The 26825-nt window shown below is 42.6% G+C and carries 23 protein-coding genes and 2 pseudogenes; 3 read left to right on the top strand and 22 right to left on the bottom strand.

Annotated elements, in window-relative coordinates; genetic code table 11:
* The first annotated feature begins 175 nt into the window (after positions 1 to 175).
* Positions 176 to 1807, top strand: coding sequence for a peptide ABC transporter substrate-binding protein (locus ACQ5DJ_RS00550; RefSeq protein ID WP_429840727.1), 1632 nt, complete (start codon positions 176 to 178; stop codon positions 1805 to 1807).
* Positions 1808 to 1862: 55 nt separating this feature from the next.
* Here the strand turns inward: ACQ5DJ_RS00550 and ACQ5DJ_RS00555 are convergent, their stop codons facing one another.
* From ACQ5DJ_RS00555 to ACQ5DJ_RS00640, 18 genes and pseudogenes are all read right to left on the bottom strand, one after another.
* Positions 1863 to 2882 carry a vWA domain-containing protein gene (locus ACQ5DJ_RS00555; protein ID WP_429840728.1) on the bottom strand — a complete coding sequence of 340 codons (1020 nt, stop codon included), beginning with the start codon at positions 2880 to 2882 and terminating at the stop codon, positions 1863 to 1865.
* A gap of 74 nt (positions 2883 to 2956) precedes the next feature.
* Positions 2957 to 4078, bottom strand: coding sequence for an AAA family ATPase (locus tag ACQ5DJ_RS00560; protein WP_429840729.1), 1122 nt, complete (start codon positions 4076 to 4078; stop codon positions 2957 to 2959).
* A 16-nt stretch (positions 4079 to 4094) separates the two neighbouring features.
* A complete protein-coding gene (locus ACQ5DJ_RS00565) occupies positions 4095 to 5303 on the bottom strand; it encodes an MFS transporter (protein ID WP_429840730.1) in 1209 nt (402 codons plus the stop codon).
* A gap of 1 nt (position 5304) precedes the next feature.
* Positions 5305 to 5784: a DUF6530 family protein gene (locus ACQ5DJ_RS00570; RefSeq protein ID WP_429840731.1), complete on the bottom strand. Its 480-nt coding sequence runs from the start codon at positions 5782 to 5784 to the stop codon at positions 5305 to 5307.
* A 23-nt stretch (positions 5785 to 5807) separates the two neighbouring features.
* On the bottom strand, positions 5808 to 6176 hold the full coding sequence (locus tag ACQ5DJ_RS00575; RefSeq protein ID WP_429840732.1) for a GIY-YIG nuclease family protein: 369 nt from the start codon (positions 6174 to 6176) through the stop codon (positions 5808 to 5810).
* A gap of 393 nt (positions 6177 to 6569) precedes the next feature.
* Positions 6570 to 8357: a sensor histidine kinase gene (locus ACQ5DJ_RS00580; protein ID WP_429840733.1), complete on the bottom strand. Its 1788-nt coding sequence runs from the start codon at positions 8355 to 8357 to the stop codon at positions 6570 to 6572.
* Positions 8354 to 9034 (bottom strand): response regulator transcription factor, encoded by a 681-nt coding sequence (locus ACQ5DJ_RS00585; protein ID WP_429840734.1) that lies wholly within the window; start codon positions 9032 to 9034, stop codon positions 8354 to 8356. The genes ACQ5DJ_RS00580 and ACQ5DJ_RS00585 overlap by 4 nt, the downstream gene beginning before the upstream one ends.
* A 423-nt stretch (positions 9035 to 9457) precedes the next feature.
* The gene (locus ACQ5DJ_RS00590; protein WP_429840735.1) at positions 9458 to 10600 is read right to left on the bottom strand and encodes a Ger(x)C family spore germination protein; all 1143 of its coding nucleotides are present in this window, start codon (positions 10598 to 10600) and stop codon (positions 9458 to 9460) included.
* A gap of 5 nt (positions 10601 to 10605) precedes the next feature.
* Entirely contained in the window at positions 10606 to 12021 is a 1416-nt protein-coding gene (locus ACQ5DJ_RS00595; RefSeq protein WP_429840736.1) for a spore germination protein, read from the bottom strand.
* Positions 12018 to 13112 (bottom strand): GerAB/ArcD/ProY family transporter, encoded by a 1095-nt coding sequence (locus ACQ5DJ_RS00600; protein ID WP_429840737.1) that lies wholly within the window; start codon positions 13110 to 13112, stop codon positions 12018 to 12020. The genes ACQ5DJ_RS00595 and ACQ5DJ_RS00600 overlap by 4 nt, the downstream gene beginning before the upstream one ends.
* A gap of 178 nt (positions 13113 to 13290) precedes the next feature.
* Entirely contained in the window at positions 13291 to 13569 is a 279-nt protein-coding gene (locus ACQ5DJ_RS00605) for a beta/gamma crystallin-related protein (protein ID WP_429840833.1), read from the bottom strand.
* A pseudogene (locus ACQ5DJ_RS00610) lies at positions 13567 to 13878 on the bottom strand (hemolysin BL-binding component precursor); the annotation flags it as partial. The gene ACQ5DJ_RS00605 and the pseudogene ACQ5DJ_RS00610, both read right to left, overlap by 3 nt.
* Positions 13879 to 16698: pseudogene (locus ACQ5DJ_RS00615) on the bottom strand (binary toxin-like calcium binding domain-containing protein); the annotation flags it as partial.
* Between the two features lie 422 nt (positions 16699 to 17120).
* Positions 17121 to 17705 carry a hypothetical protein gene (locus ACQ5DJ_RS00620; RefSeq protein ID WP_429840738.1) on the bottom strand — a complete coding sequence of 195 codons (585 nt, stop codon included), beginning with the start codon at positions 17703 to 17705 and terminating at the stop codon, positions 17121 to 17123.
* A gap of 141 nt (positions 17706 to 17846) precedes the next feature.
* Positions 17847 to 18131, bottom strand: a complete 285-nt coding sequence (locus ACQ5DJ_RS00625; protein WP_429840739.1) for a hypothetical protein — start codon at positions 18129 to 18131, stop codon at positions 17847 to 17849.
* Between the two features lie 36 nt (positions 18132 to 18167).
* The gene (locus ACQ5DJ_RS00630; protein WP_429840740.1) at positions 18168 to 18425 is read right to left on the bottom strand and encodes a hypothetical protein; all 258 of its coding nucleotides are present in this window, start codon (positions 18423 to 18425) and stop codon (positions 18168 to 18170) included.
* Positions 18426 to 18902: 477 nt separating this feature from the next.
* Complete coding sequence (locus ACQ5DJ_RS00635; protein WP_429840741.1) at positions 18903 to 19631, bottom strand: alpha/beta fold hydrolase; 729 nt, start codon at positions 19629 to 19631, stop codon at positions 18903 to 18905.
* The gene (locus tag ACQ5DJ_RS00640) at positions 19612 to 20790 is read right to left on the bottom strand and encodes a DUF4272 domain-containing protein (protein WP_429840742.1); all 1179 of its coding nucleotides are present in this window, start codon (positions 20788 to 20790) and stop codon (positions 19612 to 19614) included. The genes ACQ5DJ_RS00635 and ACQ5DJ_RS00640 overlap by 20 nt, the downstream gene beginning before the upstream one ends.
* A gap of 147 nt (positions 20791 to 20937) precedes the next feature.
* Here ACQ5DJ_RS00640 and ACQ5DJ_RS00645 point away from each other — a divergent pair, with 147 nt between their 5' ends.
* Positions 20938 to 22026 carry a suppressor of fused domain protein gene (locus ACQ5DJ_RS00645; RefSeq protein WP_429840743.1) on the top strand — a complete coding sequence of 363 codons (1089 nt, stop codon included), beginning with the start codon at positions 20938 to 20940 and terminating at the stop codon, positions 22024 to 22026.
* A gap of 164 nt (positions 22027 to 22190) precedes the next feature.
* Here the strand turns inward: ACQ5DJ_RS00645 and ACQ5DJ_RS00650 are convergent, their stop codons facing one another.
* The 4 genes from ACQ5DJ_RS00650 to ACQ5DJ_RS00665 all read right to left on the bottom strand — a co-directional run bounded on the left by ACQ5DJ_RS00650 (position 22191) and on the right by ACQ5DJ_RS00665 (position 25924).
* Positions 22191 to 22481 (bottom strand): hypothetical protein, encoded by a 291-nt coding sequence (locus ACQ5DJ_RS00650; protein ID WP_429840744.1) that lies wholly within the window; start codon positions 22479 to 22481, stop codon positions 22191 to 22193.
* A complete protein-coding gene (locus ACQ5DJ_RS00655) occupies positions 22478 to 22780 on the bottom strand; it encodes a DUF2089 family protein (RefSeq protein ID WP_017251752.1) in 303 nt (100 codons plus the stop codon). Before ACQ5DJ_RS00655 ends, ACQ5DJ_RS00650 begins: the two co-directional genes overlap by 4 nt.
* Positions 22781 to 22963: 183 nt before the next feature.
* A complete protein-coding gene (locus ACQ5DJ_RS00660) occupies positions 22964 to 24928 on the bottom strand; it encodes a M6 family metalloprotease domain-containing protein (RefSeq protein ID WP_429840745.1) in 1965 nt (654 codons plus the stop codon).
* A 615-nt stretch (positions 24929 to 25543) separates the two neighbouring features.
* Positions 25544 to 25924 (bottom strand): winged helix-turn-helix transcriptional regulator, encoded by a 381-nt coding sequence (locus ACQ5DJ_RS00665; RefSeq protein ID WP_429840746.1) that lies wholly within the window; start codon positions 25922 to 25924, stop codon positions 25544 to 25546.
* A gap of 226 nt (positions 25925 to 26150) precedes the next feature.
* On the opposite strand from ACQ5DJ_RS00665, the gene ACQ5DJ_RS00670 reads away from it, so the two are divergent.
* Entirely contained in the window at positions 26151 to 26813 is a 663-nt protein-coding gene (locus tag ACQ5DJ_RS00670; protein WP_429840747.1) for an NAD(P)H-dependent oxidoreductase, read from the top strand.
* The last annotated feature ends 12 nt before the right edge of the window (positions 26814 to 26825 follow it).

The following is a 26825-nucleotide window of genomic DNA, read 5'->3' on the forward strand; positions in this document are numbered from 1 at the left end:
CAGATCAATCGTTATTTAAGTAACGGACAAATTGTATGAATTTATTCCGACAGGTAACCGTGATTTCTGATGAATGTTTATACATTATGTTGAATGACTGTCTGATTGCTGTGCATTATTCTTTTGAGGAACTATAAATTTTCTTATTTTTCAAATAATTCATCAGGAGGACTGTATGAACAAGTGGCTACTAGGCATTTCTACTGCTGTTTTGTTGTTTAGTCTCTCAGTCGGCTGTAGCTCGAAACCCGCCAACAATATCCAATCCCCTCCAGCGGAAGCAACAGCAAAGCCTACTACCTCAGAGCCAATGGTCCTGCAATGGAGCATCACCGGGGAGCCGTCTACGATGGATGCCGGCATTGCAACAGATTCAACCTCCATGGACATGATCAATCTCAGCTTCGAAGGACTGACCAGCGTCGATCGTCAAGGACAGATGATCAACGCCATCGCAGAGAGCTACACGCATACTCCTGACTTCACTCATTTTACTTTTACCATTCGAAAAGACGCCAAATGGAGCAATGGCGATCCTGTTACCGCTCACGATTTTGAGTACGCCATCAAGCGCAATCTCGACCCCAAAACCGCTTCCGGCTACGCGTATCAGCTCTTCTATATCAAAGGGGGAGAGGATTTTTACACCGGAAAAGGCAAGCAAGAGGACGTCGGGGTAAAGGCAAAGGACGACTACACACTAGATTTCACCTTGCGCTCACCAACACCGTTCTTCCGCGAATTGACCTCATTTACTACCTACTACCCGCTTCATAAGAAGACCATCGAGAGCAACCCCCAGTGGGCAACCGAAGCCAAAACGATTGTCGGCAACGGCCCGTTTGTGATGGACAAGTGGGAGCACAAGTCCAAGCTCACCTTCAGCAAAAGTCCTACTTATTGGGACAACGCCAACGTCAAGCTCAATCAGATCCATATTGTCATCATCGAAGATAACAACACCGCCCTGTCCATGTTTGAAAATGGTGATTTGGACTGGGGAGGCTACCCTTCCTTTGGCTTGTCTCCGGATGCGATCGGACAGATTAAAGAAGAAGGCAAGCTGCTCGTCGCAGATAACCCAGGTACCAAAGCCGTTATCTTCAATACAAAGAAGCCCCCTTTTACCAACAAAAAAATTCGCCAGGCGTTTTCGTATTCGATCGACCGACAGCAATTGGTGGATAACATCCTACAGACCGGTGTCCCGCCCGCTTATGGCTGGGTTCCCGTATCCATGGGGTTGAATCCAGACGGCTACTTTAAAGAGGATGTAGCGAAGGCCAAGCAGCTTTTAGCAGAAGGCATGAAAGAGCTCGGGCTGACACAATTCCCTAAAGTTACGTACTACTACGACACCGGAGAGACGGACAAGAAGTTGGCTCAAGCACTCCAGGACGAGTGGAAGAAAACACTTGGAGTCGACATTGACATTCGCACCTCAGAATGGAAAGTGTTCAACGAGGATGTCCAAAATGGCAAATACGACTTCGGCATCTGGCTATGGGGAGCCGATTTCAACGATCCAATCAATTTCCTCGAAATGTACAAGGACTTGGGTGGCAACAACGTCGTTCGCTTTGACAACAAGGAATACCGCGATCTGCTCAATAAGAGCTACTATGAGACCGACGAGCAAAAGCGCAAGCAGCTGATGTTCGATGCAGAGAAGATTTTGATGGAAGAAATGCCGCTGGCACCGCTGCATTTCCGCGGCAATGCTTATGTGAAAAACGACAAGGTGAAGGACTTCGTGATCTTCCCTCTCGGCGGTTCCTACTTTAAATACGCGTATATTGAAAAATAATAAAGCGCGGGCATCCTCTCTATGCGAAACAGATAGAGAGATGCCCGCGCTTCCATTACAAATACCGCGCGATCATCCGAACTAACTTTGCAGGGAACTCATGTAAATTGGTAATATCCAAAAATCTTTCATTCCCATAGATTTCACTTATCACATCCTTATCTTGACCGATTGCGGCTGCAAGAAATGTGACTCCTTTTCGCTCATATTCCTGTATGGTCTGTTTCATATCTGTAACAGCATAACTCCCGGTATAGTCATCCATTGCTTTCGGTTGCCCGTCACTTATGCTAATCAACAGTTTTGTCTTTTGGTGGGAAGCGGCTAATCGTTCCGCCATAATTCTAAGCGCCATTCCATCGCGATTATTACTTCTCGCATGAATTCTCATTAACCTGAAGCGATCATTAGCATCCGCTTTATCGAAGTCGGCATAGGCAAAGATCGACATTTGCTCCAATCTGGAAACATCCGCAGTATCGCCGTAGATCAAAATGGGGATATGACAAAGCTGACAATATTCATATACGGCAATCACTGCTCGTTTTGCTGCTTCTAATCTCCCATAAGCTGACATAGATGCGGATTCATCAACCCTAAGACCAACCACAAGAGAGGGGGATTCCGTAGGAGGACGTTTCTTGGCAAAATACTTGTAATCCCTGTAAGCAACGCTGTCTGCTTGAAATTTGCTGCCATAGTAACGATTCCTCGCGAAGTCGGAAGAGATCTCATGTTCCAGATACGGAAGTGTCTTTCTGGCAATCTCTTGCACGATAGGCATGAGTCCCTGACAAAGCCGGGCATATTCCTGTTGGTTTTCCTCATCATAGTCTGGACGGTGAACAATGAGCTTTACGTTTTTATGAATCGAATCGGAAATGACCTCTCTTGCGTCGCGATTCAGCTTTTTACGGAAATCGCGTTCCTTTTGTTTCGCTTCCTCTGACATGGATTCGGGATTTGCCTGATGATAGTTGGGAGAGCCCTCATCCCCCAAACCTGCACGTTCCATATGGGTTGAATCATCAGAGACACGGGAAGAGCTTTCGTCACTATTGGCAGATTTTTTCAATGCGATGCCCTTTTCCTCTCCATGGTTGTCTTTGCCAAAATCAGTGTCGTCTATGTCTCCCGATGTCCTGATCTCTATGGCGTCGTCAGATTTTCGTTTTTTTTTAGTTCAATCTCGGCCTCTTCCAAGCTGGCAAACAAACCATGATTTTTTAGTGCTTCTTCCAAAAGCTTTATTTCTTCCGAATCGGTTGTTATCTTGTAGATGACCTTATGATAAAGGGATTCTTTTGCGGAAGCTCCTCCGGCAATCGCATCTGCCCAGTAGAAAAAGGAACGCATTCCAGCCACACCCTTGATCGCATTGGCCCGCGCTGTTCTGTCTAAAACCATAATCATGTCCGCTAAAATACCCAACACCTTTCCATCTTGAAAACCGGTTTTGGCTATTACACGTTCGATCATGATTTCTTTGGTCGGTAGGTCCATCTTTTCCGTATGCTGAACCCTGTCACGCAGCGCTTCGTTTAACGGTCTGGTTCCCGCATAACTGCGGTTTGTTGTGATAACCGCTATGAAGTCTGGATGCCTGCGTATGATCTCGGTGGGAAGATTGATGCTGCCATCCAGCTCCAAGGCAGAGTTTAGTGCCATTAACACCGCAGCATCACGAATCACGTTTGGTTCTTGGATTTCCAGAAGATAACCCTTTTGATAAGCTCTGACGATTTCCGAAGGGTAAAATCGGTACTCAATCGGTTCGCCCTCGGTGTTTTCCGCTGCTGCGAGCTTCAGTAATTGCTTCATCTTTAAAGCTGCCTGTTCCTGTGTAATCCCCAGTGCATCCATTACAATTTCAGCTATGCTTTGAAACCCATCGCTTTCATATAATGCTTTCCATATCGTTTGGTCGGCAGGCTCCATTTTCTCTAAACGTTCAGAAGAAATGACCGGCAAAATGGCGCCAATAATATCCGATTTATCCATATCAGCAAAACAAGTCACTTTCGTATACGGCAGCCCGAAATTAGCCGATAATGCTTTGGCTAGTTGTGTTTTACCAGAACCAGCGTCACCTTCTAATAATATATTGGCGATTTTCATTTCCCCGCGGTTCCAGTTACGTTTTATTTCTTTACGAATGCGCTGTTCTTCTTCACTGACCATATGAGTGGAAGGCTTTTTCCAAACAAGCTTTTTTTCTGCATCAGTCAGCTGTCTTTCGGGTGACAAATCATATTTTTCATTTTCAGTCATCACATTTCTACTCCCCTCATAGCGCTGGTCCACTCTGATCTTTTCCCTTTTTCTCCACAAGAAGAGGCAGCAACAACGACGCACCGATCATAATCAAAACACCACTCACCACATATACCGCAACCAGCGAGAACGTCTCCTTCAGATAGCCGGATATAAACATGCCAATTACCATCATCCCCATAAAAACAGGCGTGATCGTACCAGATACCCGGCCAATAAACGCCCCTTCTGTGTTACGTACAAGTAGCGTCTGGATTCCGCTTTGAATACAAGGGAAAAAGAAACCACTGATCACTAATAGAGCAATGGTCAGCCAAATCATTGTAGATGCGCCTATTCCCATCGTACAAACGGCCGTGACAAGCAAGCCTACCATGAGCAACATCTGTGGCCTCACCTTTTTGGCCATCCCGATTATGATGGCTCCTCCTGCCAACATGGCTGCCCCATTGGCCATAACCAACCACTGTAGAAATGGTTTGTCCTGTCCCAAATTCTCGATGACAAGAAAGATCTGAAGTGGCTGTGTCAGACCTGACGCTAATCCGACAGCGCAGAAAGTTAAACAGAGAGTTCGTAAGGATTGATTGGACCCGATATAGCGCAGCCCGGCCTTCAATTCCTTTATAAAGCCGCCGGCATCGTCAGACTTCGGTTCCTCCGCGTCACGGGGAAGTGTCGCTAATATAAAGGAAGACCCTAGGAACAGAATAGCTGTCAGAATCAGGGAAACTGTAATTCCAAACTGTATGAAAATAAACGTGCCGATGACCGGACCTAAAACCGTAAAGACAGCGACAAGCGTTTGGGACATTGCCATCGCGCCCTGCAATTGTTCAGCTGGCACATGACGTTTGTACAGCTTCATGGCTGAGGGCTGAGAAAATTGAGACAGGCTGGCGGAAATAAAGGTTCCGATGAGAAGTGCCATCCATCCACCATTCGTGAGTGCAAGCAACACAGCCGCTACGGACACGGCAGACAGCAGATCGCTCCAAACCATTGTCCGTTTCGGCCGCCATCGATCAGCAAAGGTACCACCAATAAGGCCGAATAGAAAAATGGGTGCGAATTCCGCAACCGAAATCAGTGATACATAAACCGGATCATTATTCGTCCATTCACTAACGAAAAGTAGAACGGCATAATTCCGGATCCAAATCCCCAAATGTAGCAGCACACGGGAGAGGATAATCGTTCGAATATAAACATTGGAAAACATTTCAATACCCCATATCTTTTAATAGTTTTGACAAGGCGCGCAGACGCTCGCTGATCATCTCATCGTCGTTGCTCAGCGCTTGGCTGAACAGCTTAATATCTTCATGAAGACTCTCATTGTCCGTACATATCGCCACGTTCATTGCATCCCCTTGCAAGGCAACCCGGTCGATGACAGGCTCCTGCGGGTCATAATAATGCTCATATCTGTATGCGTCGCGAAAGTGTGCCAAAGACCGACAAATCAGTATGGACATATCAAGAACCCGATGGAGAGGCAGTTCCTCCGATTGTTTTGTCCATTCTTCTCCTGTGCATCTCCATACCTTAGCTGATAGATCGACCTTTCTTCTCGAGCTGCCCTCTACCACTCCCAGAGAAAGTGCTTTCGCATCTGTATTCCTGGCTAATCTGCCATCCACGCGCTCATAGTTATCCGACACCACAACAGGCTTATGGTTCAAGGTAGTAGGTATTTTCATTTCTTTTCCCTCTTTTCGTATGATTATTGTTCTTTCTTTTTTTCCTGGTTGTATCCGCGATCTCCGTATGGCTGGAGCTGATCGAGCCATTTTTGTTCCAGTTTCTTCAGGGCATCCTTTTCATCAAAGTATCCGTCTTCCTTCTTTTTCAAAACCTCCAACACTTCAAATACGAATGCCTCTTCTCCGTACTCATTCCATTCCTGTTGAAGCTGCTTGTTTATATGCGAACCCATTTTGAGAGTGAACAGCTTTCCGTTCATCGTCTTGAGATTGCGGGTGGCGCTGATCCAGACTTTTTGGTTTTGGGTGTTTTTGATCTGATACACCCCGGCCTGCGTTTTCGATTCTTTATACAGTTGTTTCAGTTGTTTCAGTTCTTCTCGATCCATGGTTGCTCCCTCACTTCACATTGACTAAACCAATAAACAAAACATCTTTTTGTTTGGTATTTAATAAACATAATGATGCATCGTTTTATCGTTGTCAAGTAAACAAAAAAGCACCGGAACATGTCCGGTGCCTAATTTGGGTCGAGTTACAACGAGTACAGGGCCTATGAATCTCCAATAAACAATAGAGAGAAATGTCTATGCTTATGCTTGTTAGCTGGATAAAAGGCGCTACATATGGTACGGCGAATTGCACGGTTGACCATATCTTACAGACTATTCACACTATTAACAACGAATGATAATAACTAAATGACCGGCCTGATAAATTAATGAGTCAATACCATGGCTGCACGTGTGAGAAGTAACCCTTTCCATTCATGCATTGGTCAACTAAACCCGCTTCTTCAAATAAAAGTAAAACAAAACGCCATTTTCTGTATTATCAACCCCATATGGAACGTTATGCAGTTCGAGAATGTTCTTAGAAATGGCGAGCCCTAGTCCGGAACCTCCTTGCTCACGCTTACGTGACGTATCTACTCGATAGAAGCGGTCCCATACTTTATCCAATTGGGCTTCTGAGATGTGAGCTCCCTTGTTCTCAATACTCACTTTCACCCATTCACTTTCTATCATCAGCGAAATATAAATGTGTCCCCTCTCTGGTGTATAACGAATGGCATTTGTTATAAAATTGGTAATGACCTGTTCTATGCGATGCTGATTAGCGATGACTTCTACGGAGGGAAGCTGTAGTTGTACTTGAAGTTGCTTTTGTTTCATTTTATGTGATAATTGCTCACAAATTTGCTCGACTCCCCTATCGATTTCAAAAATATCCATCTCCATCTTATAGGTACCTGATTCAAACCTGGCAAGCTCCAGCATATCTACGATCATCAAGTTCATCTTATCAACTTCTTTTTCCATCGCTTCGAAGTAATGCTCTCGCTTATCGTAAGCAACGCCATCCTTTAAAATAGAGACACAACTCTTCATGATGCTTAGTGGTGTTTTCAACTCATGAGAGACGTCCGAAATAAATTCCTTCCTCGTTCTTTCCAACTGTTTTTCTTTTTCAATGTCCAGATGCAACTTTTCTATATATGAGTGTAGCGTCTTCGATAACCGATTGATATTTTTTGACAAATCACCGATCTCATCACTAGAGGCTATAGGCACAAGTTCGGAAAAATTGAGATTTGCGATCTTCTCGGTGGTTTTATTGATTTGTAGCAGTGGTCGGGAGATTTTTTTCGAGTAGTAAAATGAAACAAGCAGAATGAGCAACATCGCTAAAACAACGAGGTAACCATAATATTCGTTCATCATCTGAACCGCTTCATCAACTGGCTGCAGTGAGGCAATCGCGCACACGTACACGGTCGAACCATCCCTATCTTGAATCGAGTCAATGAACATATAATACTTTACATTACCATATATCATTTCCGTTGATCGCATCGAAACCAGGCTTGGGTTTTGTTCATTGAGCAAGAGGTTTGCCTGGAATTTTTTAATTTTCTCCATGAACAACATATCGGTATTTTTAAAGTTTGAATCAATATTTCCGGTGGTGTCCTGGATTTTATCGATGATTCCGTCAAGCATCACCATCGTATCGCTCGCAAATTTTAACTTGAGTGAGGTTGGGTTTAATTGTTTCAAAATTAGCTCGTTACCCCAATAACTGCTATTATTTGCTTGTATTTTAATTGGAATATAAGAGTTATTCTTCTTGATTGCTATAATCATGACTTTTGTTCCTGGACGTATGGTCGTATTCGGATCTACCCCCTCATTAACTTTAACAAGATTGTAGAGGGGGATCCTGAGGACTGTATTCGCGAGCTCTTTATTATATGGGGAATTGCTTATTTTAACATCTACGAAAGAGTCAGAGACGTTCTGTAAGTTCCCATTACTGTCGAGCGTAGTGATTAGTGCATTGTTTGATCGGTAAAAATCTTGTTCCAGTTTCATAATGGCAGTTACGTTGCCTTCGCTCTTTACGTAATCTTCTCCAAATTTTTTGATGCTGGTTTCAATATTATACAGTTTACGATTTTCGTAATATTGCTTAAAAAAGATTGTTTGTCCTAAATAAATGGTTGCAAGAATGAGCATGCATAAGATGGTAGTCAATAGGAACAATTTCCATACGATGCCGATTCTCATATATTTACCTCAAATTTATAGCCAACCCGGACAACGGTTGTTATGTGTCTCCCTCTATCACCCAACTTGTGACGAATGTTGCGAATATGTGTGTTCAACGTACGATCGTCCCCTACGTATTCATAACCCCATATTTTCATAATCAGCTGTTCCCTCGTAATAGCAATGCCCTGATTAAGCATCAAATAGGCTAAGATTTCAAATTCGGTATACGTTACGTTTATATTTTCTCCTTCCACAAAGACAGTACGCGAAGAACTGTGAATGCTTATGCCGCAGACAGATAATGTGTCCTGAGGTGAAATAACTTGGCGGCTGCGGCTGTCCAGCAGACGCTTTGCCCTCGCAAGCAGTACTTTGGGACTGTACGGCTTTGTTACGTAATCGTCTGCCCCGAGTTCAAAGCCAAGCAACGTGTCATCTTCGTCAACCCGAGCAGTCAGCATGACAATTGGAATATTGGAGGTCTTTCGAATACGTCTACAAACAGACCAGCCATCTATTTCGGGAAGCATAATATCGAGGATAATTAAATCAAATTCATATTCTTGAAAATAAGTTAACGCTTCTTTTCCATCTTTTGCATCTTGCACATCATAGCCCTGATCTAATAAATAATCTTTAATAATTTCACGCAAGATATCCTCATCTTCTATAATCAGTATTCGCTTTTTCATTTTTTACTCCCTACAAAAAGATTGCGTTTGAACGTGATGGGGAACTAGCGGCAATTACTTCCAACTATAGCATGCTCGCCAATATAGGAACAAAGGAAGATCTTAGGTGATTCTGCAAGCCTTTAGCAAATACCACCGAACCTACGATTAAACTACAGACGTACAAAGGTCGATCTTGTGCAGTATTACGCTATGAAAATGTATTATTAATTGTAGAAAGTAACTCTTGCCAATCAAGATAGAATCAAAATCGTATAAAGATTAAATAAAGAATATAAAGATCATTCACATACTCAAGGAGCATTTACAGAATTCCTTCAAAAAGGAACCAAGGCACTTTTCTCTATAAGAAAAGGACCTTGGTTCCTTTTGAAATAAGTATATTTGAAAGCTCCAAATCCTCTCCCGACAGCTAACTTCCTCTTACCTTCGAAATTTATATCTTTGTCCATCTGTGAGATTGATTCGAACATTCACCTTTTCAAGGGTTGTAGGTTTCAACGGAAGGCTTCCATTAACACTGTGTTCCCTCCATTCTTTCGGATTGCTTTTAAATAAATGACTTCCTAGTTGAAGAAAATCCGCATTTAACTCTAAGCCTTTATTGTAAAACTCCCTCAACTCCTTCTCGACGGTTTGTTCAGCAAGCTTCTCGATTCTGTCAAGCGATATATCCTGTTGCTTCTGAAAAAGGGTCCCTGTCAAAGACAACACCAACTCAAAACGAGGCTTTCCCTGAACCCCTTTAGTTTGAATATCATAATCGGATCTTTTCACGCCCAATGTAGCTACAGGCTTTAAATCTTGCTTGATTGTTATGATAGATTGATTGTAATTTCGATATGTCCAGCGCCCCATGTTTGCCTCACTATGACTAATCCAGCCTTTATAGCGATATCCACTCATGATGAACTGTCCATTCAATTTAAGCATAGAAGTCACTTTCATATCCTCTGTCCAGGTCTTCGAAGTAAGCGCAATTGCTGGGATAAATACCGTCGAATTCGGTTCATTCATCTCCGCAATCAGATCATTCATGTAGAGTGGATGTTCATTGGAAATTTGTCGATACTGATCCTGCGGGTTATTCAAAAGGCTATCCAGGTTACTTGTATCAAACAGCGCATGGGTAGATAACAACTCATTCAAGTTCTCTCTTGTTGCGAATACCCATTTTGAATACCGCATATCTCGATGACGAGTTACCTCTTCAATGATTTCCGGTAATTTTCCCTCTCGAAGGATGTTTTCGCTGATAATAATGGCATATACATGTCCCCAGAATTCGCGTCGCTGGCTACTTTTCGCGATTTGTTCCACTGCGTCAAGAAACGTCGCTCCCCGTCCTCTACCTACCGATATCTTCGCTTGCGAGATCAGCCCTTCGGTTTTACCAGTGCTCTCGAAGTTCAAGATTTGGACGTAGGCCTCCATGTATCCATTTTTGTAATCGACACCAAAGGCTGTGATATAATTTTGATTTTGGATTTCTTTGGCATCCCAACAGCCCTCTAGAGTAAAGGTGAATAGGAACGAAATAACGAAGACAAGCGCTAATTTTTTCATGATCGTTATTCTCCACCTTCAGAATGTTTACTAGCCGACAATCCATTTTTAGAAAATGGAAGTCGAATGAATCGGAGAAATCCATTTCTCAAATTAATGTTAGCTGATGGGAAAAAGGGAGACCCGTACGAATGTAAATTCAACAAATACAACAAGAGAAATAGAAGGGCCAAGATGGTCCCGTAAATGCCCAACCATGCTGAGAAGATAAGAACAAACAAGCGCAGAATTCTAACTGCCCCCTGAAGGCTGATATTAACGATCGTAGAGCCCGCAACGAATGAAAAAGCAGCAATATACGTCATACCTGGAGATAATACTCCTGATCTTAATGCGGCGTCACCAATAATAAATCCCCCCACTACCGTGATCGTAGAACCAATAGGAGTCGGAAGGCGTGCTATGGCTTCCCTGAACATGTCCAACAGAATCAATATCAACAGCATTTCTGCAATAGCTGGAATCGGTAGTCCGTTCCTTGATAAACCAATTGTCGCCAAAAGCGGAAACGGGATTTGGTCCTGATTGTACGTCAATAAGGCAACATAGAAACCCGGGGTAAAGAAAGCAATGAAAAAACAGATAAAGCGGATGAATCGTCCGACAGTCGCAACAATATAATGGTAGTATGAATCCTCAGGACTGAGAAATTGATCAGCTAACGTAGAGGGGCCAATGGTAACTGTCGGAGTGCCCTCGAAAATTAGCAAAAATTTTCCTCGAAGCAATCGTTCAGCTGCAAAGTCTGGCCGTCCCGTATAGTCATTCAATTGAAAAAGAGAATAACGGTAATCCGATACGAGGTCTTCTAATCGGCCACTTCCCCCGGTTAAAGTTGTGTTCTGTAGACTTAGAAGTCTTTTCCGAATGACATCGAGAGTCTCTGGGGACACACGATCCGAAACGTACAATAAAGCCACGCGAGTTCGCTGCAAGCCATTCGCAGTAAACATTTGCACGTTCAGCTTCTCCGTAGATAGGCGCTTTCTCACAAGCGCGATATTTGTATCCAGTTCCTCTACGAAACCGTCGCGAGCCCCACGCATTGTAGGTTCAACAGGGGTTTCTTCCGGTTTGCGTGCAGGTTTTCTACTTATGTCCAAACTTATTATGGAAGATTCCTTTTCCAAATAAACGAGGAGCTTCCCATTAAAGAGATTGGCGGAAATCTCACTATCTTCAAGAGTTGGCACAAAAATTGTAGCACCCATTTCGTGCTGAAATCTTGTCCAACCTGCTTCGCCTTTTTCCAACAGATCAATGAGTCTCGGAACAACAAACTCGCGGAAATGCTTCATATCGATTAAGGCCGCCTGGTAAAACAAGTGCACACTCTGACCATAATCGGAAAATTGCTGCTTTTGCACGTCAGCGCATGAATTCATAAGTACTTCCATTCTATCGAGGAAGTTTTCCTTCATCCCGAATTCACTCCTCTTTTCTTGCTTATAACAATAAGTGCAAAAAGAATGCAGGAGAACAGAAGCGCAAACCATACTGTAGCAGGAAAATACCACTGAGCTAGGAAATCATAGAATGATTTATCGTTGTATGGAAGGCAGGTAATGACAAACATCAAAAATGCAAACCCTAGAACGGTACCATTTTTTCTTTTCACAGAACGATGAGGGAGTATATTTTTTAGGATGAGTAAGGCCAAAGCGATTCGAATGAAAGCTCCAGCCAACCATTGGTATACTGACAAAAAATCGACATGATCAATATACTTACCTATTTGCAACAATCGCCACTCTTCAAACGCCGGGAACCGTTGTTTACTCGCTTCGACAATGCCAAACTCAGCAATGGACCCGATTAAAGGACCAAGAGTAAGACCACAGAGCAACCATACGAGAATGATGAGTTTACTTGTTTTTGGTGTTTTGATAAGAACGGGTTGCAGGAATAGAATCAAAACAACTTCCAATAAGCCTCCGCAAATATAAATCAATCCTTGTGAAATCGATGTATAGCCGTTCTCCAGAATCGGTAACAAGTGAGAATAATTTTTGCGAGGTATATTAGCGGTACTTACAAAAAAACCTAAGATGACCACGAATGGGAGAAGAAAAACAGAGGCTCTGGCAATGACATTGGAACCTAACACTGCCGCCCATGCGCAAGCAAGAATGAGCCAAATTGCCAGAAACCATACGGGTGTATTGGGTAGCATCATGGTTTTTATCCATGCAATCGTATCAAGCAAAGTAACGGTTCCCAAAAGAAACACAAAAATCATGGCCGGAACTAGGAGCAATAATGATACAATCCGGCCAAATCGTAATCGCACCCAGGTATATAACGGTTCCATGTTCGTATTCCACATGATATACGGAATAAGTGGAACCCATATGGAAATCAATCCAGCGGCAACCAAAACGGAGATCCAAGAACTTCTTCCTGCTGAACTTAATAAAAATGGTAGAACAGTGACATGATTCATTAGACCAGTAGACAATAGAAAAATCATCATTACTTGCCCGAATTGAATTGATCTTATAGTGGTATCCATATGAATTTCCTTTATTTATTCTGAGTTGATTTCTTAAAAGTAATGTCCCCTTTATGGAAAATGTTATGCTTTAAAAAAGAAACGGAATGTCCTAGGAATCCCGTTTCATAGCGATCAGGGGTTCCTATTTACATCCCGTCCGAGGTAAAAAACATTTTTTATAGGGAATCTGCGTATACTACCGCTTAAAGATTTGAATAGAGGTTGCTGTGTCATTAAAGTTAAAATCTTTTAAGTTCACAGCATTTCCAGTTAACTTTATTGATCTCCCTTGGAAGTTCATGTGTTCATATAAGATGACTTCGTATGAGCCGACAATTCGAACTGAGCTTACCAAATCATTCATGTTAATGGGGGAATAAACACCAATGTTCGGATTATGAGTATCAACCCTTATGTTTTTCCCTTGGTAATTCGAGTCCGCATATAGCCATACACCATCTTTAACACCAGCAATATTTTTCCCTTTGTCTTTAAATACGAAATACTCTTTTCCTCCCACCACAGCTACCAACGCGTACTCATCTTCCGGATGGTATGGTAACCAGTCGGCCCATGCAGCAGTATTTGGTCCTACAGCCCACAAATCATGAGTAGTATTTTTTGTTAAATTAATCACTTTATAAAACGCATGTGGTGCATTTGCTCCAGACAGTATTTCAAAGGTATAAGCTGCATGAATCGGTTTGTAAAAATAAGAAATACTAGTAGGTCGAAGTTGATTCATGATTTTTTGATCATCTTGATCCCAATTTTCTGCCACTTTTGTTTTGAGATTGTCATTTTTTTCATCTACTGCATATACGACAATATGTTTTCCTGCGTAAATTCTACTTTCACTAATAAAATCTCTGAAGTTGATCGTTCGCTTACCTTGTGAATCTACTTGAGGGGCAGGTCTAATGCCCGTCAAATTTCCATCTATAGCTAGTTGGTAACGTACGGTTGTGTTTGGAACTTTAGAAAACGTTACACTGTCAAAATATCCGGGTTGTGGAGTATTCCAACGTGATACAATATGATTTTTTACAAGATTTTCTGTTGTACGCCATTCTGAAATAGCAACATCGTCAATATATAATTCAGTCCCACCCGTATTATGAATTGCCAGTGCATTATATTTTTCTGGAGAACTATTAGTATTGAAAGGAATTTCCAATAATTTCCATTCGCTACTTGTTCCTGTTAGGGTAAAACTTTCGTTTAAACCTTGCCCTCCCCCTAAAAGGATGCCAACATTATGTGGACTTGTTGATGATGATTTCATCCACATACGAACTGTATAAGACGTGTAAGGTTTTAAATTCAGACTTTCATTTAGATATGCCGTTGAACCTGGGCTAATAGATCCATAATGAGATCCTGTGTGGGCAAAACCACCACTATGCCACCAATGAGTCATATAACTAAAACCAGTAGTTGATTCCATATCATAATACTTCAAAGGCATAAGAAGCGTAATTTTCATGCCTCTTTTCAATTTGATATCAAACACTTTTTTCTGTTGCATTTGATCTAATTGCCTATTAAATTCTGTTTCTGTTCTCTGATCCACCACAATATTAATGGCACTTTCATGAATAGGGATTTTCTTACCTGTATCTTGCTCTGTATAGTATAACAAACCGCCTACTTCAGTAGCTCCAAATGCTTTTTTTATGGCCTCTTTGACTGTAATTTCAGGTGTTCTATCCTCCGGATCATTGATATCTCTTGCAGTAACTCTTCGTTCTAGCGTTTCCTTACCCGTTTCTAAAATGAAAGATGCTGAAGTTGCATCAATATTAGATCGGATAGGATCCCACTGCTTATTAGCATCTGTAACAGAATTTCCTGTTGAATCTAATATGGCGTATTGTCCACTACTCTGTGTCGTTTCTAAATCAATGGTCTCATGCTGTGTTTGAATACTATCCAATTGAGCTGCATTTACGGAAATTCTCACTACTCCTGTGTCACTTGCTCTATCGAGTGAAATGGCCGTTTGACCTTTCCTTGGATATGTCTCTCCTGGAGGTAAACTATTTCCTATTTGATTCGGTCCAGATCTTACCGTTGCTAAAGATTCTTGTGCTTTTTGTAATACAAAATTCGTTGTTGGGCGAACCTCATAAATGGGTGCAGTACCTGTGTTATAATATCTTACATTTGCATTCAAAAATGCAGCTTGATCTGTATTTATTCCAATTTGTTTAGACCAAGATTCGGACGATGAATCCTGTACCGCGGTACTGGTTGTCCAAGTGTGGGAATAGCTAGGAGAAAATTCAAAACTAAGCCCTTTATCAGAAAAACCAATTTTCGCACCAATGCTTACCGTGTCTGAATTCGTGTCTGTCTTCGTTGTACTTATAGATTTTGAACCGCTTGAACCATCCGTCACATTTTCATTTTTTGAAAATATTAATTTTTCCATCACAACTCCAACAGCTGGATATGCAGCTACTAAGGGGTCTCTAGCTTCTGATTTCGTTGCTGCTGGCATATATCCGGTTACTTTTTCAAAATCTGTATATGGATCTGAGGCAGTTCGAGCCTTATACGGATTCGATACATATTTTTTATATCCTTGGGAACTGAATGCATTATCCCATTTTGTCACAACATTGTTCCTTACTGTGTATCCATTTAATTCCCAATCATCTGGAATACCATCTCTATCAGAATCGGTAACAGGATCTTCCCAATCAACTGGAATTCTTTGCAACATAGTGTTTGCACTATTTTTACTTAGATTAGATTTTTGTTGATTTGCATCAGAATTCAAAGAATTTCCAACTTCCTCTTTCGTAACAGAATCAGTATCTGCTTCGACATCGGTATCTGCCTCGACATCAGTATCTGCCTCGACATCAGTACCTGCCTCGACATCGATATCTGCCTCGATATCAGTATCTGCCTCGACATCAGTATCTGCCTCGACATCAGTATCTACATTGATATCTGAATTGCTATGGTCATTAAATAAGCTAACATTTGGAAGTAAAGCATGTTCGGATTCTTCTGTGGGAAGCTCTGCTTTTTCTGAGAAATTTGGCGCGAATAAATTTTTAGCAGGAATCCTCTCCTTTTCTATATCAGGAGTGGACCAGAAAAGTTCTAAATCTTCTAACGTATTAGACTCACCTCTAAACTCAATTTTTATTTCGTACAACTTATCTCTCTCCAATTTCACATGGTCTTTCATAGGAGATTGATTCATGATCGAATTGCCATCCAACAGGATGATGACATTTTCGTCAGAAGAGGTTGATAATTGATATTCATCTGTTTGAGAAGACATAATATAACCGATCCATCGTGCAGATTGAATACCTTGCTTCTCTTGCGTAGATAGTTCTTCTTCTACTTTTTGATGAAAATACAACTCACTGGTTGAATTTGGCTGTATGACAGCTAAATCTCTAAATTGGCTATCTTTAAAATAGTAGCCTACTAAACCTGTTGCTGGGTTCTCTACAGGATTTAAAGAATCATTGTTTCTCTTATTTCCTGTTTCTGCATAAGTTGTAGCTGGAAGCACAACCGTAACTTGCGCGAGTAACGTAGCAATGGCTATACATTTGTTAAAATGCTTTAAATTCATATTCCTTCCCTCCTCTTTTCATAATGCCAAGACAACATTTCCAGCGAACCCCCCCTTTATTATTTTGAATAGCTTTTATATTGTGAATACTCGTTGTGAATTGAAGGGTAATGCTTACAAATCAAGATAGAATCAAGATTGTAAGAAAAAAGAAAACAACCTGAGTCTTTAGGAATACCAAACTCAGGTTGCTTAGAAATATACACCCTCATATGTTACTGGGAATAAGGATTCGATGTAATCTCATATTCAATCATTGCTTAAGATGTATCGGCTGTTCCTGAAATATTACCTTCGTCTATCGGTAATACAATATACCCCATACTATCATCAGCGTCTAATATACTTGGGTCATATTCCACTACTTCTAATTTCAATCGCGGATTATCATCAGAAACTGCTATATGAATGGTGTTGGCATATTATTCCAAATCATTATTTGCTGTTTTTTGGTCACCACCAAAATTGACACGATGTGCTACATGTAAAGCAGCATTATCTTTCATCCATACTCTTTCTCCTACATATCTCTCTCCATTTACAGGTGAAATATTAACATAAATGTCAGGTAGATTATTTCCGGGGTCCTTGTAAGCTTTGGGAGTAACAGATTTAATTGTCACTTTATGTGTCCAATATGGATTGTACACATATTCATGAGAAAATGTTCCTAATCCATTAAAGTCGATATCAAATAGATGGGCTGGGTCCGTGAAAAAGATTCCTCTTCCTAGAGTGCCATCTTCTTTTTGCTCCTTGTCATTCCAGTTCCACGGGGCATTTGCATTTCCGTTTCCAACTGTACTTGGAAAAACTCCAAATGATTTAAATGGCGTATTATTATACTGATATTTTTTATTCCATATTTCCTCTATAGGTAAGATTCCATATTGATAGGTGTGCTGCCATTTCGGTGAAAATTGATTCGGCTCACCAGATGGATTCCCGCCATATATATAAATAATCGCATCATTGCCAGCATCTTCGGTACCGGTAAAAGCACTCACATCATGCCCGTACTTCCATTTGAAGAAATATATACTTCTGGGTGGGTTCGTCCTGATAAACGAACTGGCGTGTTTTCAATTCCAACGTGCCCTGGCTTTACGTTTGAATCATGTAAACGATACCGTAGGAAATCAGAGTGACTAATTTTTTCCATCGCCACAGGCACACCATAGCTTCCATAGTAAATCTGCTCTCTCATCGTAATTAGCATTTACATCTTGATAAATAACAGGAGAATATTTTTCAATATATTCACTATAGGACTTTCCATCTGTACTTAATCGATTAAATAGAGGGGATTGAATGCTCGCATTTTGTGTCTGTTCAGCTTCTACTTTTGGGGATAAAAAAATGAGGCTCCCCAATAATGCTGTAAATCCAATCGAGCAAGCGGCTGTTAGTTTTGCAATATGTGATATATTCAAATGCATCCCTCCTTTTGCTTCATAACGATACTATAGTCACTCCTCCACAATTATTGGGAATGAATAAACGATTACCTCACCCTCGACATTCGTCACTCTTGAAGCACCCGCCAATAAATTAAGCTTTTCTTCATCGTCATCAAATACGAACTCAAGTCTGAATACTCCTCTTGAGACGGTTACCGTCCTAGGTAACACCCAAATCTCCCCAAGCATTGTTTGATACAACAGACGATCATGGTATCTTACCTTCTTACTAGAAGTATCTACAGTTTGGTAACCATTCTTGTTCATCTACTTCTGCCCTCCTTGTTCATCTAGTTCTGCCCTCCTTGTTATTGGGTTCAAGGATATATATCAAAATCAGGACGATAACGTATTGAATTTATTGCTATATGATAAAACTTACTTCTCATAGATCAAGATAGAATCAACACCATATAAAGATAAAACAAAGAATGTAAAAACCAACAAACCATGACCCCATCGATCTCTCATATAATCTCCTGATATCTTTCAGTTGCACAAATATATATAAAAAGACAGGCTTCTTCATCTTTGTAGAGATGAAGAAACCTGTCCTAGTAATTCTGAGAATATCTATCGTCCCCGTTCCATCGTAAACGACACCCCTTCTATAGCGTTTTCACCATATAATAGCGATCGTTTCCACTACCCTATTCCGCAATTCGTGTCTCGATAACCGCAAAGCCTGCTTTTTGATAGAGTCCGACTGACGAAAATCTCTCATGAGCTGAGTTCTTGTATCGCTCACGTGTTGATCCCCCTCAACATGATCAAAATTTCCTCAATCACCATCTCCGGTTCATCGTGATGAATATAATGCCCGCTGCGAGTAGCCATTCTTTGCTTGCTTGAGGTTGAAAGTCTCCTGAAATCCGCTTGCAGACGCTGTTCGATGGTTAAGATCTCCTCGTTTGGCCATTCCTCGTCCCACACGTCCGGTAAGCCTCTCGTGATAATCGAGACAGGTATGTCACTTTGCCGAAAATAGTCAACGATCTCTTGGTAGCTTCGTATCTTATCAATCTTCTCGCTGTTTCGCATCGGATTCTCGTAATATTCTCGATTGGCTGCGCTCAAATTGTCAGGCAAAACCTTTTCATATGCGAGCTCCTTATATTCGGGAGCAGCGTCAACCAAAACCATCCCCGAAACAAGCTGCGGATATAGACTAGCAAACAGTCTAGCGACCAGACCACCAAAAGAATGTCCGACCAAAATACAAGGCGCCTCCATCTCAATATCCTGCAACAAATCGTATAGCTCCTCGACCAGATCGCGACAAGTTCGCGGGACGACCGCTGCCGCTGGACTCCTGCCAATACCCGCCCGATCATAGGATAAGGTAGACGCTTCCTGCGAGATACGGTCTTGAACAATCTGCCATGTCTCACCGCTATCGCCCATTCCTGCTAAGAAGATCACACAAGGTGCCCCACTTTTTCGTGAATACAGTCTATGTATCCGTCGACACATGATCCCAATCATCCTCCATGTAACGAACCAGCCAATTCAATGCTCTGTGTCTTTCTACGACTACTTCGTCATTCAAACCACCCGCAACCGTGCGATTGTTGATGCGCGCATCCACGCATGCCCAGTCATAGCGGTAGATTAAATCTGCTTGGTCGAGAATCTCTTGTTTGCTTCTCACAACCGCATTGCCGTAGAAGGTGTCATAGTCACCTGCGCTTCTGAGAGCGTCAATCGCGGTGTTTACATCACAAATCTCATCTGGGAAATGGAGTTCTTCCACATAACTGAGCGCCCACAGCAGTACCCAGTAGCATTCGTACATCCATGCCATCTGAATCATATCGGTTCGGTCTGGCTGTGGATCATTCAAGAAGTCTCTCTCTTTTTCCGTAAAAAATTCAGCAGCGCCAAACTGCTCAATAATTCCCTCGATGAACTCCCGCTCTTCCTTGATTTGTCCGTTTTCAGCGATCCCTCCGGCATATACCGCAATCAAACATAGAGCAATCGCTCGCTGAACCATCTCATCCTTGCTCCTGATGACAGCATCCTCGTCCCCTACGATGACAGGAAGATGCGAGATGTACGGAATGCCTTGCTCCTGCAATAGCTTGATGCTCCGCTCTTTGCGCGCATCTCCTGACTGGGAGGGCTGAATATGTCCATCGATCAGGTCTACGCTGACCGTCACCAGAAAATCGTCCACTTCCGATTCTCCTGCCGTATTGAGAATCAGCCTTCCTTGTTTATCGAGCATGTCTCCGGTAGGGAGAAAGACGATCCCGTGCACTTCTTCGGCAATCGCCATAATAGCCGCAAACGTCTTCTCGTCGAATTCCTTGCTCGCTACGATCCCTACCGCCACATTGAGCGCTGTAATTTGGTACAACAGCTTTTGTTGGACCTTCTCGTGGGCCGTTTCAATCTGTGCGAAGTAACCGTACATCCCTTTTTTCATCTGGAGAAATTCTTCTTGGTCATCATCCTCGCACATAAGATTGAAGGTGATCTTGCTCTTGCTAAACCATTTTTTATCTGTCACGGTCACGGCCCACTCGTCTGCGGATAGTTCTACCAATTGATCACGAAAAGCCTCGACAATCGCAGCGACGACTTTCTCGCATTGCTGGATGGAGACATAGATGGTGCATTGATTCATCTGACAACCTCCTTTGCTGAGCAAACATTTTCAAAGCGCTGAATTTTTTGTAATCAATAGTCAATTATGGTATTCTACCCCTGTTTAATCAAGCTCAAATCTTTATAGTTATCGGCGAATCTACCACGATGATTGAAGGTGAAACCTATGAAAAACATCCTATTAGAGGAGTTCTCTCCCATTTGTCCGATTCAAGCTTTTGTCGAAGAGGATGAGAACGGCGTCTTTTTTTATTTGTGGGATTATCCCGGTGAGGAGCATGCCAGCATTCGCTCTTGTTGGGTAAGAAATTACGGACCTGCACCGGACTCGCTCGATTTCGAGGCCATGCAGGATGGTCAGGCTCCCATGCTTACACGCGATTGCTGCGCTCATCCGGATGGAGCAGACAGGCTAGACCCGGAACAGCTCTCGATCGTTTGGCTGGAGGAAGGCGATGCAGCGGCACTTTTGTATGAGGATAAGGTGCTGTGTGTGATTCCCGCCTGGGCTGGCCCTTCTCCGGACGGCTCGCACTATCCTTCGTATGCGCGAGATTGCACCGGAGAATCTCATTTATGTTTTCCACTGGGAACACCAGAAACGAACGCCATGTTTGCCCGCATTGAGGCTGCCCAGCATTTTTGGACGAGCTGGGATGGCAACCCTTGGCCTGACATCCAGCAGCAGTTCATGGACGCGATTACCTCGACTCTCGGCCCAGTTAAACAGTATTACGGCATCGACGGCGGTCATTGGCCCCCAAAAGCATTGGTGACCATCGAAAAAGGCGACGTTACCTATGCAATGACCCTCGGCGTGTCTATATTGCGTCAGCCAAAAGTCGAGCAGTATACAGAAGAACCAGAGCAATTACGCCGATTCGAACTGGCCTTTGCCTGCGAAACCAAATGGCTTGCCCAAAACGAACAGCAATTGCTGGCCTACATCAGCGGCCAAACCTCTCTGCCGTGGTCGTATATGACCTTCCTCGCACAAGGTCACACCATTCCGTGCCAGGAAATCAGTCAAGTCGATAGCCGTTTCTCCTCCATACTGCTCGTAAAGCCTGAGGATGCACCGACCATTCCACTTCCGCTCATGGCGGGCGATCCTGTGAATCTATTATGGATGATTCCGATTACCGCAGAGGAACAGCAGTATGCAGAAATGAACGGTTCAGAGCAATTGACTCAGCACTCCGCGGGAGATGGGGCGGATTGGGTTTATAACGGGGTAGCGAAATTTATGAAGTAAGTGTGAAGTTTGAAAACAGTCTCTGCGGAATACATTCTGTGGGGACTGTTTTTTGTTTTCTCAACTTTGAGACGGGAAGAGATTGTATTAATCTCCGTGAATCTCCCCTACAACAGCTACTATTATCAAAACAAAAAACCACCCTATTCAGGTGGTTCCAGTCACTACAAATCAAGCAGCTCCATTCTCTCCATCTCTTTCTTCCTCTTCGCCTTCATCGCTCTTCTGCCTGCCAACCAAGCCAATGATAGAATCGCGCTGCCACCAATTGCTACCAAGACCAGTGTCAGTTCACTGCCTTCTTTAAATAAACCAGTAATATAACCGTAGACCAGGTACGCTAAAAAGAAGCCCGGGAAAATAGCCCCCCAATAAGCGTGATTCAGTCTGCCGAGTAAATTTTGCATCCCCACAATACCGAGCCCAACCAAAAATTGAATCATCCCCGTACTCATCTGTTTTCATCTCTTTCTTGTTTGTATTTTTCAATAACGAGCTTGGCTACCTCCAAACTCATCCGTTCGTCAATGACCAGGTTTTTGATCATTTGCACGAACTCTACTTCCGCTTCCTTGCTATGTAATTCGATCTTTTTAATGATTCGGTCGAGCTTGGCCCTCACTGTTGGGTACGATACACCGTATTCATCAGCCATACCCTTGAGAGAGCCCGAACTGATAATAAACTTCCTGATAAATTCGAGGGTTTCCTTGTCCAGAGCTAACACCCAAGATGGAATTTCGTCGCGTTCCATGAATCGCCTCTCCTCCTGTCTTTCATTATATTAATAAAAACTTTAATTTTATTCAAGTATTTATTAATATAATGAAAATCAACTATAAAAAAGGAGCATCCTCACCTGATGCTCCCGCTCGTGTCCTCATCCTTCTACTCAACCTTCGTTAGTCGAATATCCATCCAATGTGCCAAACTCTCATTATTGCCCAAATACATTGAGTTCAGCTACACTTGTCCATGGGTTATTGTTTACCTCGCTTAAGGCACGCAATTTAATATAGCGACCTGTCTTGGCTGCAAAGCTGACTTCTTTCAACGTCGTATCATTTGCAAAGGTTCCTGTAGCTACAGCTGTCCCCCAATTCACTCCATCACTACTGACGTAGAACTCATAATTCTTGATCGTTCCGTTCACTTGACCATCTTGTCTTGGCAGGTAACGGAACTTGGAAATGCTATACGTTGCACCCAAGTCAATTTGAATCTCGTGCGGCATTGGAGCTACGGGGCTCCATTTTGTGTGCCAAAACGTGCTGTTGTTTCCATCAAAGGCTTTCGGGGCTTCATTGTACAATTCATCGCTGTCTACATATTTTAGCGTCCAATTCGTTTGCGGAATCAGACTGCCTGCTCCTGCTGTGACTGCCACATTCATGGCAGAATTACTTGTGCTTGTCGTCGTAATCGTTACTCCCGAATTTTCTCCAGCGTAGGTATTACTGTTCGGATTGGTGTTTGGCCCAAAGGAAGCAGCATGATTATTATTCGTGTAATAGAATGGGTCTTGGTATTCGCTCACGGATTGCTCTATGTCAATGAAAGGATGAGGATCATTCGTGTTATTATTCATGGATTCATCAATGTGCCAAACCGCGATGCCACCAGAATCTGTTTGCAAGCTCGCATCATATCCAACTTTTTCGCGATTCTCAACTAAAAAATACGTATTATCCTTTAAAGGAACCTTTAAAACATTATAGTTATTTGGGATGGCTTGTAGCGTAAAATTGTTGGTGGCATTTACGACAGTTGGTGTTACAAATCCTAATTTTACTTTTGACCAGGCATCCATATGAGTGGGTGTAGTTCCAGGTTCTTCCCCTTGGAGATTATTCCAGGTTCCATTTGCCATTATACTTAGACCACTCACATGATTATTAGCACCATAGAGATCTGGAAGGCCTAAGGAATGACCCAATTCATGAGCAGTGATACCCATCGTTGCCATATGACCAAATTGTTTTTCACCCTGCGTCGTATACATACCTGATACTGTAACACCATCATGATTGGTGTTGGGAGCATACCACTGATGTGCCCAAATATTTGGCACTGCACCACCACTAGCCTCTTCATTACCAGCAAGAACCGTTACAATGTAGAAGCCATCTTTGGAGTCGATGACTTGATCATTATTGGTATCAAAACTAGCAAAGTTCACCTCAGAATCCGCTTTATCCAGTGCATCTGTTATAACCGTCCTAATGTCTTTTCCCGATGTATCCGGATGAGCGTAATCTAATCTGACTTTCACAACTCCATCATTTTGCGTACCGTATATTTCGGATGCTGGAGTGATCTGTGCTTTTCCATTACTCACTTCATTATAGTAATGCTTTACTGACTTTTGATTTGCAGAAAAGAATTTGTTGCTCCAATCGTTGGAGCTATATGCGATATCAACATCTGTAAACCCAATTAACAAAACAAGCAATTTTGGGTTTCCTGAAACTGGCGTGACACTTCCGTCAATATTTTCTGGCGATCCCGAAAATTCTTGTTGTAGCTCATTCATGAACTCCTGTTTTTTATTTGCTTGAGGGTCGGACTCATTTATCCATTCCATCAAATTTTTTTCATTTACCGCTTCTGAAGGCTTTTCGTCAATTTTATATTTTAATCCCGTCGATTTCAGATCATCTGATGTAAGTTCAGCGTAATTCCAATACCCCTCCTGATCTTGTAAAAGTACATCGCCATCCTTTGTGCTTGCCCAATGGAACCATTCATCTCCATGCATCACGGCTTGAAACGATTCACCTGACGGTTGCTTCATTTTGACAACTCCATCGTATGCGGGTGCGGCAAAAACATCCGTTTGAAAGTACAAAACACAAATCAAAGAAAAAACAGACGTGAACAGGTATTTAAAACCTTTTTGCATAGACCTTCCCCCTGTTTTCGAAGTGGTTATCCTGTGGGAATGGTTCCTCTATAGATTCATGAAGATCGCCCCCCTTTCTATGGCATGCGGGAAATTCTGTTGAGAACTGCACCAGATTCATACATAGGCTGAATGGACAGATCATCTATACAGAACTACCAGAATACCCTTACCTACAATATTGGGAATTTTTGGTAACATGTTAACTTTTTCTATAAATTGGAGGTTTTTTTTTATAATTAACTAATAAAACGGAATGGATGGAGCATGCTTGCATTTGAATGCCTTTCCTGTTACTGCATCCATCCTAAAGCCTGAAATCGTGTCCACCGTATAAACCAGAAGTAGCTTTCGTTGCAGCCTGCTGCTGATGAGAGCTTCACTCCCTGCCCTTGATTGGTCGCAGCTTGTACGGTCATCGTTGGGTGTTCAGCCATAGCGGAGTTGTCGCCAACAGGCTTGCCATTAGAATCGTGCTTGCCAATTTCTTTGTATGTTTCACAGTTGTTCCCTCCTGAGGAATTTTGTGTTTGTTTTTTGTCCTATGTAATAGTCGGAAAAACCACAAGGAGGTTACAAAATAAAAAAAACCACCCTTTCAGGTGGTGGCATTATTCATGACCCATGAGCACTAGATAGAGACTCTCCTGTAGTATCTGTTTGAAAATGAGCTCCCCACTCTCGCAAATAATCAATGACTGGACCCAAGCCTTGCCCTAGCTTGGTCAACTCGTACTCTACTTTTGGCGGAACGACAGGATACACTTCACGCTTGACGATTCCTGCTTCCTCCAACTCCCGCAATTGTTCTGCCAGCATTTTATGATTCACACCGATTATATTTTTCTTTAACTCACCGTACCTTTTCTTCCCTCGGAGTAGCTGACAAATGATCGATATTTTCCACCTTCCCGCAAAAACCGAGACGGCAAGCTCGATCGGGCAAGGATATTCCTTGCCATTTAACAGGTACATCATCGATGGCCTCTTCTTCATCCCTCTCACTTCCCTTTTCGTAAGTATTAACCGAAAAAGTGCGTACTTACTTTTCTTTAGTGTATTCGGTATGATCAGTTTTGTAAAACACTTTTAAAAGGAGCCAGCTATCGTGAAATCAACTCTGGACATTTAGTGCCGTGGGAACAGGGAGAGACCCTCATTGAGGAAGTCGCCCAATTTCTATCAACGGTTTCATAAACTTATTCGAAAGTAGGATGACATCATGCGTAAAGATCAAATCATAGAAGCTTATCAATTCAGGCATGCCTGCAAAGAGTTTGATTCAGCTAAAAAAATTACGGTTGAAGACTTTGATTTTATTATGGAGACGGCTCGCCTGTCGCCCAGCTCCTTTGGCTTTGAACCATGGAACTTCCTCGTGCTGCAAGATCCAGCTCTTAGAGAAAAGCTGCTACCCGTTACATGGGGTGCGCAAAAGCAACTGCCTACCGCAAGCCATTTTGTCATCGTACTTGCGCGGACCAAACAAGAAATGGCCGCTGATTCCGAGTATATCCAACATATCATGAAAGACACGCAGGACTTGCCGGAGAACGTCGTACAGCAAAAAGGCTCTGCCTACGATCACTTCCTGAAAAACGATTTCGCCCTGTTTGACGACGAGCGGGTTATGTTCCAATGGGCATCCAGACAGACCTACATCGCGCTTGGCAATATGATGACGTCTGCTGCCATGATCGGCATTGATTCCTGCCCCATTGAAGGCTTTGCAAAAGAAAAGGTCGAGGATATCCTTGCGGCAGAGGGACTCCTCGACAGAGAACGCTTCGGCGTCGCCTGCATGGTGGCTTTTGGCTACCGGAAAAATGAACCACGTGCGAAAACCAGACAAACGAAGGAAGAGATTATTCGTTTTATCGGGTAAAACCAACGATTG

It is taken from the genome of Brevibacillus sp. FIR094 (assembly GCF_050477165.1).
GTDB lineage: Bacteria > Bacillota > Bacilli > Brevibacillales > Brevibacillaceae > Brevibacillus.

What these genes read in the sequence shown, in the direction of transcription:
- ACQ5DJ_RS00590 (WP_429840735.1), bottom strand. Translation starts at nt 10,600, where the DNA reads ATGAAAAAATTAGCGCTTGTCTTCGTTATTTCGTTCCTATTCACCTTT.
- ACQ5DJ_RS00665 (WP_429840746.1), bottom strand. Translation starts at nt 25,924, where the DNA reads ATGAAGAAGAGGCCATCGATGATGTACCTGTTAAATGGCAAGGAATAT.
- ACQ5DJ_RS00600 (WP_429840737.1), bottom strand. Translation starts at nt 13,112, where the DNA reads ATGGATACCACTATAAGATCAATTCAATTCGGGCAAGTAATGATGATT.
- ACQ5DJ_RS00565 (WP_429840730.1), bottom strand. Translation starts at nt 5,303, where the DNA reads ATGTTTTCCAATGTTTATATTCGAACGATTATCCTCTCCCGTGTGCTG.
- ACQ5DJ_RS00640 (WP_429840742.1), bottom strand. Translation starts at nt 20,790, where the DNA reads ATGAATCAATGCACCATCTATGTCTCCATCCAGCAATGCGAGAAAGTC.
- ACQ5DJ_RS00635 (WP_429840741.1), bottom strand. Translation starts at nt 19,631, where the DNA reads ATGTGTCGACGGATACATAGACTGTATTCACGAAAAAGTGGGGCACCT.
- ACQ5DJ_RS00630 (WP_429840740.1), bottom strand. Translation starts at nt 18,425, where the DNA reads ATGAACAAGAATGGTTACCAAACTGTAGATACTTCTAGTAAGAAGGTA.
- ACQ5DJ_RS00585 (WP_429840734.1), bottom strand. Translation starts at nt 9,034, where the DNA reads ATGAAAAAGCGAATACTGATTATAGAAGATGAGGATATCTTGCGTGAA.
- ACQ5DJ_RS00570 (WP_429840731.1), bottom strand. Translation starts at nt 5,784, where the DNA reads ATGAAAATACCTACTACCTTGAACCATAAGCCTGTTGTGGTGTCGGAT.
- ACQ5DJ_RS00650 (WP_429840744.1), bottom strand. Translation starts at nt 22,481, where the DNA reads ATGAGTACGGGGATGATTCAATTTTTGGTTGGGCTCGGTATTGTGGGG.
- ACQ5DJ_RS00560 (WP_429840729.1), bottom strand. Translation starts at nt 4,078, where the DNA reads ATGACTGAAAATGAAAAATATGATTTGTCACCCGAAAGACAGCTGACT.
- ACQ5DJ_RS00550 (WP_429840727.1), top strand. Translation starts at nt 176, where the DNA reads ATGAACAAGTGGCTACTAGGCATTTCTACTGCTGTTTTGTTGTTTAGT.
- ACQ5DJ_RS00595 (WP_429840736.1), bottom strand. Translation starts at nt 12,021, where the DNA reads ATGAAGGAAAACTTCCTCGATAGAATGGAAGTACTTATGAATTCATGC.
- ACQ5DJ_RS00580 (WP_429840733.1), bottom strand. Translation starts at nt 8,357, where the DNA reads ATGAGAATCGGCATCGTATGGAAATTGTTCCTATTGACTACCATCTTA.
- ACQ5DJ_RS00670 (WP_429840747.1), top strand. Translation starts at nt 26,151, where the DNA reads ATGCGTAAAGATCAAATCATAGAAGCTTATCAATTCAGGCATGCCTGC.
- ACQ5DJ_RS00575 (WP_429840732.1), bottom strand. Translation starts at nt 6,176, where the DNA reads ATGGATCGAGAAGAACTGAAACAACTGAAACAACTGTATAAAGAATCG.
- ACQ5DJ_RS00660 (WP_429840745.1), bottom strand. Translation starts at nt 24,928, where the DNA reads ATGCAAAAAGGTTTTAAATACCTGTTCACGTCTGTTTTTTCTTTGATT.
- ACQ5DJ_RS00655 (WP_017251752.1), bottom strand. Translation starts at nt 22,780, where the DNA reads ATGGAACGCGACGAAATTCCATCTTGGGTGTTAGCTCTGGACAAGGAA.
- ACQ5DJ_RS00645 (WP_429840743.1), top strand. Translation starts at nt 20,938, where the DNA reads ATGAAAAACATCCTATTAGAGGAGTTCTCTCCCATTTGTCCGATTCAA.